We start from the raw sequence: 14151 nt of genomic DNA, 5'->3' as shown, positions 1-14151 counted from the left end.
TGGTTTTCCTCCCCAAAAATTCTGCTTGTGACCGGCGTTCACCTCAAAAACTTTGCAAAGATGAATTACAGAGGCTCAACTGAAAATCCTTTTTCATCCAAGGAAACGTGGATACTTTCAAATTGTTCGATGCGGATACGGTGCATCCCCGGGGTATAATAATCGGCAAATACAAGTGCGCCTTTGGCTGCGGCTTTTAAAGGTAATTCCTGAATCGGAACATTCTGCCCCGGCACCCATTCCCATCCCCAGGAGTCTAATCCGGTCCCCTCAAGATAATCCCTTTTAATCTGCTCTCTTTTTTCAAACCATTCTCTGGAAGACATTGTGAGCAACTGGTCCAAAAGTTTCTTGTCGTAAACGACTACCAGATCCAGAGCAACAGGATTGTTCTGATTTACATTTTCAGCTATAGTTACCTTGACGCGCAATTTGACGCCAAACATCGATTTTGTATAGGCGGATAACGAGATGCCGCAGGAAGACAACAATCCGCAGAAAAAGATTGTCAAGAAAAACAGTATGGCTGTGCGATAGAGAGTTATATTCTTTTTAATAATCTTAAGCCTTTTATTCTTTTATATTCGCAAATAATTGAAAAATCAATTAAAAGAAAATTAATATTATAATATTAAATAGTTACCAATTATAGATAAAATTATGAACATTTTGTCAAGGAGTTTATGATACTACTTTTATCCGGTACTTTATGTTGTACTTAAATAAAAATGATGACTATATATGGTGTGCTGAATCTCTTTACCTCCTACTAAGAGGGCGTGAAAATAGAATCATCCTTATTTTGATTCCATCTTGATGGCCCCCGACCAGTCTGCCGGCGACGGATTGTTGATAAAATCTCTGCAGCTTGTTGGAGCGCAGTGGAAATCCCGCCTTGCGGGGCTGCAGGGAGCTTCAAAAAATCATAAACGATTTTAATCTTGCGGTATGTCTTGATCTGGGCCATCTGATGGTGAATCAATTTGATATTCAGGCAACTTTTAAGAGATATTATCAAAAAACCGTAATCATCCATCTGTATGGCGCTGAAAGCCGCCATGACCATCTGTCACTGGACAAGTTGTCACCCGTCAATATTGACATCATCATGCCAATATTAAAACAGTTTAAGAAGGTGGTGTCGCTGGAGGTTTTTTCTTACAACAGATTAATCAGTTCATTAAACTTTTTAGAAAAATGCTGGCAAAAATATGACCACCTCTAAGTACTTTCTTAGTTATTTCTTGATAACTGTATTATTGATATTTAGTGATATTTCATTGGTATATGCCGGCGAGTTGCAAATGCTTCCCAACGCTACGCTGATTAACCACCCTGCTAACGATGGTGATAGTTTTCATGTGGAGGCTGCGGGAAAGCATCTGCACGTACGACTGTATTTTGTCGATTGCCCCGAAATTTCAGTTATGTCCAAATCTGATGCCAGGCGTGTCAGCGAACAATCCCGATATTTCGGTCTGCCCAGCGTGGTGCAGACGGTTCATTATGGCAATGAGGCCAAAAAATTTGTTTCTCAAACATTGTCCAAGCCTTTTACGGTTTACACTTCCTTTGCAAGTGCTCTTGGAAGATCGGCAAAAGGCCGTGTCTATGGATTCGTTAAGACAGCCGATGGAGATGATTTGGCCAGCCTGTTAGTTAAACATGGTCTGGCGCGAACATATGGAGTTGGCAGACAAACGCCCGATGGGATATCGCGTAGCGAAATGACGGAAAGGCTACGTGATCTTGAGACGGCGGCTATGCTAAAACGTAATGGCATATGGGCCGAGAGTGACCCGAACCTCATTGCACCACTCCGTGCTGAACAGCGTCGTGAAGATCAAAAACTTAAGGAATTACAAAACCAGATAAAAAAAGCCGGTTCCAAACATCAGGTATTTGATCTTAATAAAGTGAGCAAGGAGGATCTTGAATCCATACTGGAAATAGGTCCAGTAATTGCTTCAAGAATCATTTCCGGCCGGCCTTTCAATAACGTAGACGATTTAATAAAAGTTAAGGGGATCGGCAAAAAAAAGCTGAAGAAAATCCGCGGCTATTTTTTAATAGGTAAAGAATAGAAAATTTATTAATAGTGCTACCAGATGAAGGAACAAACGTAATTTTATCATCCTGTGTTTAGTTATGTACGCTACCACATCAAACCAGACTGTCGCTCGATTTTCTTTTCCAGTGCATTGTTCAGGGCTGGCTGAGAGCCATATAATAGCATCCGTTTTTTTGCTCTGGTTATGCCGGTATAAACAATCTGCCTGGTTAGCAGCCTATGATTTTCATCATCAGGCAAAACGAGCAGTACATCATCAAACTCCGATCCCTGGCTTTTGTGCACCGTCATGGCAAAAGCAAGTTCCCAAGACGGCAAAAGGTTCACAGGAAAGCTGATATAAGAACCTGAACGATGAAAAAATGCCCTGTAAGTTCCGTTTGCATCTTTAATCATAACCCCGACATCTCCGTTAAAAAGCTCTTTTGAATAATCGTTGCGGGTAATTATAATCATGGCTCCTGAAAATACATTACTTTGCCTCTTTGCCAAAGGGTCGAATTCGCTGATAAGGTAATTGGCGATCAGGGTATTGATTACGGTACATCCGTAAATCCCCTTACGTAAAAAGGACAAAATTCTTGCCCGCTCAACCGCCATGAATATGTGGCTTAATAAATAATGACCTTGCTCGGATGACACAATTTGATCGGCGGTCATTTCGCCAACTTTAATAATCAAATCCTTAAAGCTTCTCTCATTGCCTGACAGCGGGCTAAAGTACTGGTATCTTATCCACTGATAAAGATGTTCCTGCCATTTGTCGAAACTTTCTGCGTTGACAAAAGCCCATTGATCCGGATCGCTTGAAAGCGCATTTTCAAAAGTAACCGCTGTAAACGGCGGGAAAACACCCTTATTGGTTTGATTTGCCAGTTCCAGCAGATTGACACCGGAGCGATAGACTTTCTGCAAAACGACAAACCGGTCTTTAAACTTTGATGCGCGGGTTCCGTCCGGAACCATTTCCGCGAAAACAGAACCGGCTTCCACAGAAGGCAATTGATCTTTATCTCCCAGAAAAATAAGCTTTGTTTTTGCGGAATCGATTGCCTGTAGAAATTTATCCAGCATGACTACATCCACCATGGAGACTTCATCAATTAAAACTACAGATGCGGGCAACGGGTTAGTATCCCGGTAATAAAATTCATGCTCAAAACTTCTGTATCGCAAGATTTTATGTAAGGTGCTTCCTTTCAGATTTAGAAGGTCTGAATCTTCGGAGGAGGGTTCCTGTATAGTTGCAATATTGTTTTGAATCGTTTCGGTCATTCTTTGGGCTGCACGGCCAGTGGGCGCACCAAAAATAATTTGAGATATAGGGACGCCTGCACGAACAAGACACCGGAGGATATTGACCATAAGAGAAGTTTTACCTGTCCCCGGTCCACCGGAAATGATTGAAAATTGGGAAGTTAGTGCCAGCCTTATAGCCTTGAGCTGTTGCAGATCCCTTGTAATCGGTGTGTTGTCCGGACCGACACGGATAGCAAGGGGGTTTGAGTAAATTTCTTCCAACAAATTGTCAATCTTTTGGTCGGGTATATTAAAAGAAACCTCTGCATTCAAGAGCGTTTCCATTCGTTTTTTAAGCTGGCTTTCATGCACATAATATTTTTGGAAATAAAGCAGCTGCCTCTCTCCGGATTCATCCAGAATCAATGGCATGTATTCATCACCGTTACTCGTAATAAGCTTTTGATACTTACCTTCATTAAGACCGGACAAAAAATTGTCGATGGTTTTCCCGGCTTTTTTTCTTGTGTCGGCAGGCAGCCTGTTTATTAATTTGTCTTGGTTGAGATCAAGACAGAGACTGCCTTCCTGTAGAGCGGCGAACATGGCCATCAAGACAATTGCAAGGGCTTTATCACCCTGATACCCGCCAAATTCCATCAGATCTCTGATAGTCATATAATCAAGAAAGGAAATTTCCATCTGGCTGATAAACGGCATAAGCATTTTTGCCGCTGAATGACCCTTCCTTCCAAATATTTTAAAAGCCTCCAGATTCTGTAGGAGTTGGCCTTCGTCAAAATTGAAATCTGTCATAGCGCTGTGGTCTCCGTTTATTATGTGCTTGAAAATCAGATGATATTTTTTTATCTCAAGCAGCTAAGCCGCCTGGCATCAAATCGTGCCGGCGATTTGGTTTGAAATTTCTTCTTCAAGATGTTCCAACCGGCCCACATCACCAGGGGCAACGTAATATATGCCGTTTCCGCTGCCGGAACCCATCCCGCGGAGATAAAAATAAAATATGCCGCCAAATTGCTTGTCCGGATCAAACCGATTCCCAAGGGCCTGGGTCAGCCAGCGCAGCACGGCAATGGAGTACAATTTGTACTGGAGATGATACCCTGCATTATTCATGTTGTTTTCCAGGGCTTTCAGGTCATAACCCGCATCGATGCGATTTGACTTCCAGTCCGCGATAAAAAACTTTTCCTTGTATCGGAAAACAAGATCCACGAATCCCCGAATAAATCCATTGGGCCCTCTTTCAATCTCACAGTCTGGTATTTTTAATTCCTTATCAAACGGCAATGAAAAAGGATAATAGAACTCAACCTCGTGAATCCGATCTTCCTTCCTTAGGTTACCTATAATCAACTCATCACCCGCAACACTTACCGGAGTTGTCAGGACGTCGGCAATAACCTGGCATACCTGGGGCCGCCAACGTTCATCTGTCCGGTATATCTCCATGTATTTTACAATCACATCCCTGGTTTCCGGTGTTTTAAAAAGGCCGTCAGGGTTTTCTACAACCGCTTTAAAATCGATATGCTCGATGATATCATGAAACATCGATCCGATATCTGTTCCTCCCGGAATTTCATCCGCTGCTCTGATTGATTGGATGTTATCCGCATCAAAAGAGGCAAAGCTTTCATCGTCCTCTTTGTCTTTTTCCTGTGCAGCCTGAAACCCTACGACTTGCGGCAGTTGCTCCAGGCCGTGAAAAATCCTGTTGTGCAGACTTGAAAATGATTTGAGCATGATTTTTCTGTGCTGATAATTTTTAATAGAAGGCAAAGCCCAGGGAAATTCGTCTATGTCATTTTCAGAGATTATCGCTTGCTCAGCTGTTTGAACGTCTCCCTCAACGGGCGCGGAATGAGCATGCGGTGTCAGCCATCCGACGGCCGGACTATCATCGTCTTCTAAGAAAGCCGATGCAAGGGCCGGGGAAAGTAATCGACACACCGGGCCCACCCAGGCTTGCCTGCCTGTAAAGGGGAAGAAAGGCACATACAGTTTAAATTGTGTCCGGCTTAAGGCCACATAAAAAAGCCGTTTATCTTCATCTGTCTTTTCACGATCATGTTGTTCTTTGGCAGATTTCTTAGACAGGTCGATGACTTTGCGGATACCTGCAGCCGGGTTGTCTTCATCATACACATGATACACATGATAGTCGTCGCCAAACGGTTGTGTCAGGCCCCCGGCAATAAACACCACCGGAAACTGGAGCCCTTTGCTGACATGCATGGTCATGATCTGTACTTTACGCTCTTCGGTTTCAATCTGATGAATATCAGCATCACCATCCGCACCGACAGTCTGTTTTCGGTAACTGTCCAGCAGGGCGGAAAGCCCCCGAAAGTCTAACTTCTTCTGATAGGCAACTACTTCCAGATGCTCGAATATCTGGCGATAATTGGTGTACTTTCTGTCCCAGTCATGCGATTGGGCTTCACGGAAAAGCAACCCCGAATCCTCCATCAAAGACTGGAAAAGCAGGCTCCATTTCCGAGAGCGGGCCTGCTCATTCCACTGGAACAGCAACTGTTTCAGCGGGTGGGAAACAGGCAGGTTTTCATAATCGTACAAGTCGTAAGGTTCATATTCAAAAAACGGGGTAAGCAATGCTTTTTTCACATCAGGGATGCTGCCCGGATCAAAAACTGCATGCAGCACCAGGCTTAGATAAACGGCTTCATCGGAAAGAAAGAGCCCGGGTTTTTTGTAAAATGTATAGGGAATTTTCCGATCTATCAGTTCGGGTTCTAAAAACGAAACATCGGGTCTGCCGCGCACAAGAATACAAAGGTCACCAAAATCAAGGGGTCGGGAATGGCTGTCTTTTTTTTGGATTTCGATCCCCCCGCCTGTAACCAGATACTCAATTTCGGCGGCAATAAACCTCGCCAGATTGGGTTTACCAGCCTTGGGAGACTTCGGGCCGCGAAGATCCACGATGTTAAGTGCCGAACGATGTGAATTGTCAGCAACCAGGACAGCCGTCAGGTCGGCTTTGTCCGGTGATCCGGCGGCTTGATAGCCAATTTCCAATGCACCGGCCTGTTGGTGCGGCGGGAACCATTCTTGGCGGCAAAACAGATCGTTGAACGCCTGGACGAGTTCCGGCCGGCTGCGCCAGTTGGTTGCCAGGGAATACAAATTGGCCCTACCAGAGGTTGACAATCGTTGGATTTCATTTCTTGCATCCAGATAGGCATAAACATCGGCACCACGAAAAGAATAGATGGCCTGTTTGGGATCACCTATAAGATACAGCAGGTTTTGGGAGTGCTCGGCAGCATGATATAGGAAAATCTTCCTGAAAATCCTCCATTGAACCGGATCCGTATCCTGAAATTCATCGACAAAGGCAACCAGGTATTTCCCCCGCAGTTTTTTTAGCAATGTCGCTGAATTGTCACCGTATAAGGCTGATTCAACCTGACTGAGCATATCATCATAGCTGATCCACCCGTTCTGGCGTTTTATATCAGCAGCATCTTTTTGCAGTTGTTTAATGGCATGCACCGTCAAAAAATGAACTAATCTTTTGTGGGCTTCGATCAGGCTTTCTAATTTTTCAACAATAGGTTCAAGATTCGGACAAACTTCGAGATTATCGCCTTTTTTCAGCCATTTGTCGGGGATAAGACATGCGACCCCCTGTCTGCCGGCAGATTTGGTTAGTTGAATTTGGTCAATCAAATCCGACAAATGAGCCATTGTGAAATTGTTTTCATCTATTTGAGACAGGTAGGTTTCGAGGGGAATCACAATCTTTTCCAGCAATGATTTTTTACTGCCCGCATGAATGTTTAACCGGTCAAACCCCTCGGAAAATACAGGGGATATTCCGATCAGGGTTTTGAGTTGCATCACCAGTGTTTTTATCTCCGATCGAATCTGCCCGATATTTTTGCCTTCTGTGTCGGGTTTGATTTCATCACCTACGCTGGGACGGTAGATCCGCCTGGCAATATCGACTATCAGGGAGAGGAGCCGATCTTTGCGGGTGCTGAGCCCCGATATATTGAGCATTTCAAGAAAATACTCCTGATAGATTTCAGGCCAGACTTTTCGCATCTGCTCCTTTAGCAGGGTATCGAAAAGAGGCTTATCGTCGATGACCTCGTTTCGAAAAAGGGTGTGGTTTTCAAAGGCAAAATCTTTCAATATTGTATGGCAAAACCCGTGGATGGTATAAATGGAGGCGGCATCAAAAGAATCCAGTGTGTCCTTGATTTTTTGAAAGACTTCACTATCGCCGGCAGAGACACTTAATTCCTGTTCTAACTTCTCACGAATACGAATCTTTAGTTCTGAAGTTGCTTTCTCTGTAAAGGTGACAATGAGAATATTTTCAAGGGCAACATCGCCTCTTTCCTTTAAAAGCCTTACAACCAGATTTTCAATGGTATAGGTTTTACCGGTTCCGGCAGACGCTTCAATGAGCGCATGCCGGGTCAAATCAATTTGGGCAGTGTTATCCACGAGTGTGTAGGACATGTCAGCTCCCGGTATCAAAAAAAATTTTTAGCCGCCCTCGAACCATATCAAAGGCATCCAAAGGAATCGTCGGCTTTGTAATTCGGATCAAGTAATCGTCAACCTCTGAGTAGGCCTCTTTAAGCTCTAAAATAAAATGTTCTCGGGTTAAGTCATCAATCTCATCGTCCGGCACTTTATGCGGTTTAATAGACAGCTTTGAGATGATTTCAAAAGGCAACCATGCCGCCCTCGACTGATTGAGGTAATCCGAGACCAGATCAATCAAGTACATCCCGGCAGTCTCTTGATCGAATTTGTAAGTCCACTTTACCAGCTTTTCCCGGTAAACAATATGAAGTGTTATTCCGGATGAACCGATCCACCGGCAACTCTCCTTGCCGGTCAGACAAAGCAGATAAAATACAACCGGTTCAAATACGTATTTATCCGGCTCTTTTGGTTTTTTCCCGGAACCGGTTAATATCAGTGCATTCCATCTGTTCTCAGAGTCTTGCCATACCCAGGGAAGTTGTCCGTGAATTTCTATGTCACATGTAACGGTTTCTGCTGTGTGGTTTGCGGTTTGGACCGTCAATGATAAAGGTTCAAATCGTTTTAAATCCAGGTTGATGCCGGAAGGGATGTGCTCATCGGTCTGCTCGCCGATAAATACGGCCCGATACAGCTTTTTTGCAGATTGCATCTGCTCTATAACCGGATTTAGGGTTTCTACGATTTGGCAAACCTGGCCTCGCAGTTCATTCTTGTCCATTTCGGCAAAGGCGCCTTCCGGAGTTTGGCATTTCCGGCGGTATTCGTCATAAACAAGGTTATAAATATCCTCGGGCTCCGGCTTGGCAATATCAATATTTTGAGAAGAAAACAGCGTGTCCAGCCATCGCTTTATTGGATCCATTTTCAGACGATAATCCAATGGATATTCGGAAAAAAACGGTTCATCTTCACTTAAAATTAGGTCTTCGATGGTTTTTTCTTCATCATAAAGGCCCAGATGTCGTTGAGTCTTCTGTCGGACAGGATCTTCCAGGAATTTTTTTAATTGTTTTGATGTAATTTTATCAACTTGCCGGTCATCGCCTGCAGGCTTAACCACATCAAATGACAAATCCGGATCAAAGCGCTTAAGTCTTTTTAAATCATCCGCTGCAGCGCTTTGATTAAACTTTTCCCATAATCGGTTTGCCCGATAATAGGCTAACCTGTCAGCTGTGGAATAGTTCAGCATAACATCGCTCCAGGTGTTGATCGCTTCAGGATCGAGAAAGCGTTCACTGCTGCCCGCAAGCGGTATCTCCGAAATTTGAAAACGTTGCCCACTGGGAAATATTTCCTGCTCCACGTAGCGCCTAAGCTGATTAACCACGGAACACGGCTGCTGGAGGCGGTCTTTTTGAAGGTCCCGGGAAACATAACTGATATACATCTTGTCCCGTACCGACAGCAGCATTTCAAGAAACAGATAACAATTACGTTCAGGAAGGCTGATATCGCCGATCCGCCGTTTTAACAGTCGCAGATCCAGCGACGACAGCTCGGCTCTGCCGGGAAAATTACCTTCTTCCATTCCCAGGACGTAGACAATATTAAAAGGGATGGGCCGCATGGGCTGTAACGCGGAAATAGTGATGCCGCCGGTTAAATAGTCTCCGTGCCCGCCTGAAATGGAGCTGAGGTTGGCGCGTACAAATTCTTTGATCAGATCAACATCCAATGTTGATTTGGATGCATTATCCTGGAGTTGGTCATACAGTTTCAGGTTGTCAAAGGCTTGAATCAGGGTTTGTTGTACGACAAACTCTCCTTTGAAATTTTCCGGAATTTCTATCAGTTGATCGCAGACATTAAAAAAGATCTGTTTCCACTGCTCACCGGTTGCACTTTTCACGTTTAACGTGCCTGCGGCATGATGGAGCGCCTCAATGACCGTGCAAAACTTCTCAACCAGATCAAGGTCACCGGTTTTTATATCGTTAAACGGAACAAGTTCCTGAAAATGCGCTAAGCTCGCTGTGTTGAGTGCATTGGGAGCAGCCAGAATTCTTGACAGGCGCAGCCTTTGAAGGCCCTGCTTCCAAGTGTAAATGCCGCTAGCCGGGTATCCTTTGGCTATTTTTGCCTCCCGGTCGAATGTATGAAAAACATTTAACGCTTCGGTCCAGTTGGCCCAGGCTTGGACTTCATCTTGGTCGATCTTCCAGCGGCTTGCAAAGCACGGATTCATAATCAGATCAAAGACCTCGTTTCTGGAAAATCGTCCGGTAGCTAACGTCAAAATCCCCAGGATTGCTTGCCCGTATACGCTCTCGATTTCGGCGTACGAATCCACCAGATTGTAAGCCAGGCACTTTGGGTTGCGATTAAAAACAGAATCAAACACTGGTTTGTAAGTTGAAATGTCTGGCACCAGAATGGCGATATCAGTTAGCTGAAGGTCGGCGTTCTGTTCCAAATTAAACAGGATGCTGTTGTATACGGTTTCAACTTCTCTGTATACGCCGGGGCAGGCAACGATCTGTAAAGACCGATCCTGGCCGAGCCTTTCTGTTTCACGGGCTTCAGAAGATAGTGTGAAGATGTCGTTTTGAATTCTTTGCAGGATACCGGTTGCAGGTTTTTGGGCTGTGAAACAGGTATTAAAGTCATAATCGGTCAGCTCGCACAAAAGCCGGACGCTTTCGCGACCCGGCTTACCCCATGCAGCCAGCAGTGCGTTGTCGTCCTGCTGAAAAAGTTCTCCCTGCTCTTTTTCCTCTGTCTGAATTGCAAGTGTTTTTACGTTTTTTCTCTGAACCCATCGTTTTTCCCTGGGTGTTTTGATATCCTCCCAGAATTCTTTGGAGGGATTTAAGGCATAGATCAAAATAGTATAATAGGGCTGCAGCCGGCCGATTAGCTTTAAATGAAAATCCGATATCTGGGACAGGCCGAAAAAATGGATAAATTTGTTATCAACAGTTTTCCCGGTATCCGGCTTGGCTTTGGAAAGCACCTTATCAGCGTATTCCATCATGGAAAGCAGTTGTTTACCCGTGCGGCTTTCAAGTCCGTTTCTCAGGGTTTTTAACTGCAGGTAAAGCTGCTGCTGACACAGTTCCATGCTTTCCTGTATAGAGGCCTCATCCAACCACTTTTGGATCATTCCAATCCGGTGAAATTCATATTCTTGAAACAGGTGGGTCAATTTTTCGGAAAGCTGCCAGAGTCTGGCCGCATAATCCGGACTTTTGTGACCATCTTCTGCCATCAGATATTGGGTTACAGGCAAAAGATCGGGGGCGCTGTTCTTCAGGTTTTGCAAAGCGCAAAGCAGCAGTATTTTAAGCAGATCATTGTCCAGCATTTCAGGATATTTTTCACTGGAATCAAGCTCTGTAAGCATGCCCCACAGGCCGGCATCAAGGTATTGAAAATCAACATTCATGAATATCGAATTTTTTTTCGCCAAAAAGAGCTGCAGCCATTTTGCCAGATTTGCATTGGGAACAATCACCACAGGAGCATCAAATATATTGGCCTTACTGCGATTTTCATCAGCAATGGTATCTGAAAACTTGTCTGCCAGTTGATCCAACTGATTGCTGAAATAAAGTTCAATTGTCATTTTATTGTCCGAATTAATAAAGACCGATTTTTTTTGGACGGTGATTTTACTCTTTTGTCAACCAACCGGCAGATGCCTTGCTTTCATATCCCGCCACAGGTTTCGGCGGCGATTGTGTTTTTTACGCCAGTGACTTATCAAAACGCTGTATTCGTCTCTGTTGAGTTCAAATAACGCCTGAGCCCACCAGGCATATTCCTCATAATTCGATTTATGTGCATTGGCAGGATCAGGAACAATACGCCGTAATTGCTCTTGCCAGACTTCCAGGGCGGTTTTAAGGTATGGACCGGCTTTCATTTCCCGCAAACCTTTACGCCGAGAGGCGGTTAGATCTCCCCTGGAATCACCTTCAGGAAGAACGATCTCCCAAAAAGAAGGATGTTTTACTTTGATCTTTTCACTCTGGGGAAGATCCCTGGTTAATAAGGCCAGCCAGCGCCACTGTTTTTTCACCGCTTTTGTATTGTCTTTTAGATCAGAAAGCCACTCAGCGAGCTTGTTTGAAAACCATTCTTTATCTTGCTTGACATCCAATATGGCGTCAATCAACCAGTGAATCCAGGTGTCAGTAACTTTACGTGAGTCCATAAAATAGGGGTAGCTACGAGCCGCCATTTCATTTTTCCACTGGACAAAAAGCGGAGCAAGCATCCCTTGAGTATCAGGTTTGGATAGACTTCGGTACGCTTTCAGGACCGTATTCCAGTTTTCCGGCGTATGAAATGCCACGGCCTGTAATGCGGCGGCGGCGCTGCGACCCGGATGGTTCAGCCGTTTTGCAACATCAGCCCAACTTGTCAATAATGAAGCAATCTCTTCATCACCCTTATTAACAAAGGAGTTTTGCTCTATAAGGAGCAAAGAAGCCTCCGGGCACCACCTTTTTCCCCCATGCCCTTCCAAATAACTTGAGAAGGTTTTGACAAGGAAAAATTCAGCCTTTTGAAAATCGTTTTGCTTTAAGGCCTCATCAACAAGCGGCCGGCCGTATCGCCAGTTTTTGTCGAGGTATTTTCGGCAGGATTCAAGGTAGTTGCCTGCATCAAACCGTTCTTCATAATTGTGGTTGATGTGGTGCCAGGCCGAATAGGTGTTGTCCAAATTCATATGGTGATCGCCCTCTTTTAGAAACGCATAAATTTCCCGGCAGACACCATCCGGGAGCCGGATAAAAAAACCAGTAAATTCATTTTCATCCAATGCGACCATTTCAAAGGCGTTTTCAAGATCAAAAGCCTTTTCCGCAAATGTTTGGCCGGGATTTCTTTCGCGATGCGACGATAACCATAGCCACTTCAAAACGCATTGCGTCAATTTTTCTTCCAAAACGCACGGTTCCCCATGGTCAACGCCCATCCATTCGGGATATGAGCCGATTTGGTCATCAATTTCCTCCAGAGCCTTTAAAAACAGATCCGGATCATCCACTTCATCATAGACATCCTCCATCAGCGTCAACATATCTTCCGCGATAGATTCCAGGTCCAGGGCAAGGCTCCCGCCATCAAAATACGGCTCTTCCCAGTGATGGTCCTGAACCGCATACTTACCTTCCTCGTCACCTACTTCACTTATGATGCCATCATGGTTGCGCCATAGCGAAAACCAGTACTCCATTGTTCGTTGAAGGGACGTCAATCGCCCGGTTTTACCTCTGCTCGCTAAATCTTGATCTGTGGCCAGAATTTTTTTCACAGTCGTCGCCATGTCCGGGTCGATTTTTTCGAACTTCTCCATGTAGATGTTCAAATCGGTTGAAGCTGACACTACCGTAAGCAAGCCGGCGATCTGCTCCGATGTCAATGATTTCATCAAAATCTGTCCGATACTATACTTTCTTTTCCGCATTTCTCTTCCCATGCCTCCTTCCCAATTTCATGATCCGGACATGCCAGATCCCATTGAATTTTTCAAATTAAAACGATCTCCGGAATGTATAGACAAGGATAATTCAAACTTATAATCTAATCCCCTTACTCTCCCCTTGCGGTATTTCTTCCCGGATTTTCCCTGCTACACTAAAACTTAGACGCAGCTATTACTATTTTGGCGCATGCTACAGCGTCTGATAGTGCTTCGTGATGAATTAATGGAATTGTTAAGTATCTACAAACATTGGGTAACTTTGTTGGATAAATTTCCCACGTTTTTCTTGCAAGCGCTACGGTACACTGAAAAGGAATTGATGGTGGTCTTATACCTGAAGCTTGACAACAGGCATTTAGAACGGAACGATCAAAAGATGCATTGTGTGCGGCAAAAAAATCTACACCGTCCAAAACGTGCTCTAATGATAGCCATACATGTCGGAATCTTGGTTCCGATGCTACTAGGTCCCACGTGATCCCATGTAAGTATGAAAATTCAAAATTTTTCCTTGGAGGTCTAATAAGTCGATGTTCTTTATGGACAATATTTCCTGATTCTACGCGTACCAAGGCCACAGAACAGGCGCTATCTCTAGATCTGTCGGCAGTTTCAAAGTCTATAGCTACAAAAACATCACTCTTTTTTTGTTTACCACGTTTCTTTTTAACTTTTATAAATGACGGTTTCTTTTTTGATCTGAGGAGTTTATCAATTAATGCCTGTTTACGGCCTACACTTGTAATACCGACTTCATTACATACGTATTTAACTTTTTTCTCATTAATAGAATTTAATAAATATTCGACATCGGCTTTTCGAGATCGTAAAATTGATTTTCTCATAACAT

Annotated in this window: 8 protein-coding genes; 2 read left to right on the top strand and 6 right to left on the bottom strand. The window is 44.2% G+C overall.

Annotated features, from left to right (window positions below):
• Positions 1-65: 65 nt before the first annotated feature.
• Positions 66-431 carry a hypothetical protein gene (locus V3S16_RS15085; RefSeq protein WP_413886391.1) on the bottom strand — a complete coding sequence of 122 codons (366 nt, stop codon included), beginning with the start codon at positions 429-431 and terminating at the stop codon, positions 66-68.
• Positions 432-895: 464 nt separating this feature from the next.
• On the opposite strand from V3S16_RS15085, the gene V3S16_RS15080 reads away from it, so the two are divergent.
• Together V3S16_RS15080 and V3S16_RS15075 are read left to right on the top strand one after the other, a co-directional pair.
• Complete coding sequence (locus V3S16_RS15080; protein ID WP_413886390.1) at positions 896-1225, top strand: hypothetical protein; 330 nt, start codon at positions 896-898, stop codon at positions 1223-1225.
• A gap of 79 nt (positions 1226-1304) precedes the next feature.
• Positions 1305-2084: a helix-hairpin-helix domain-containing protein gene (locus tag V3S16_RS15075; RefSeq protein WP_413886388.1), complete on the top strand. Its 780-nt coding sequence runs from the start codon at positions 1305-1307 to the stop codon at positions 2082-2084.
• A 71-nt stretch (positions 2085-2155) separates the two neighbouring features.
• Here V3S16_RS15075 and recD read toward each other — a convergent pair whose 3' ends face one another.
• From recD to V3S16_RS15050, 5 genes are all read right to left on the bottom strand, one after another.
• Positions 2156-4126, bottom strand: coding sequence for an exodeoxyribonuclease V subunit alpha (recD, locus tag V3S16_RS15070; RefSeq protein ID WP_413886386.1), 1971 nt, complete (start codon positions 4124-4126; stop codon positions 2156-2158).
• 78 nt (positions 4127-4204) lie between these two features.
• On the bottom strand, positions 4205-7828 hold the full coding sequence (locus V3S16_RS15065) for a UvrD-helicase domain-containing protein (RefSeq protein ID WP_413886384.1): 3624 nt from the start codon (positions 7826-7828) through the stop codon (positions 4205-4207).
• A 1-nt stretch (position 7829) separates the two neighbouring features.
• Complete coding sequence (locus tag V3S16_RS15060; protein WP_413886382.1) at positions 7830-11432, bottom strand: exodeoxyribonuclease V subunit gamma; 3603 nt, start codon at positions 11430-11432, stop codon at positions 7830-7832.
• 57 nt (positions 11433-11489) lie between these two features.
• Positions 11490-13295 (bottom strand): hypothetical protein, encoded by a 1806-nt coding sequence (locus V3S16_RS15055; RefSeq protein WP_413886380.1) that lies wholly within the window; start codon positions 13293-13295, stop codon positions 11490-11492.
• 158 nt (positions 13296-13453) lie between these two features.
• Positions 13454-14151: 3'-5' exonuclease (locus tag V3S16_RS15050; RefSeq protein WP_413886378.1), on the bottom strand; the 698-nt coding region annotated here is incomplete at its 5' end.

Source organism: Candidatus Desulfatibia sp. (genome assembly GCF_036446775.1).
Classification (GTDB): domain Bacteria; phylum Desulfobacterota; class Desulfobacteria; order Desulfobacterales; family UBA11574; genus Desulfatibia_A.
The sequence above is the reverse complement of the archived record's forward strand: the minus strand, read 5'-3'. Positions and strand labels throughout refer to the sequence as shown.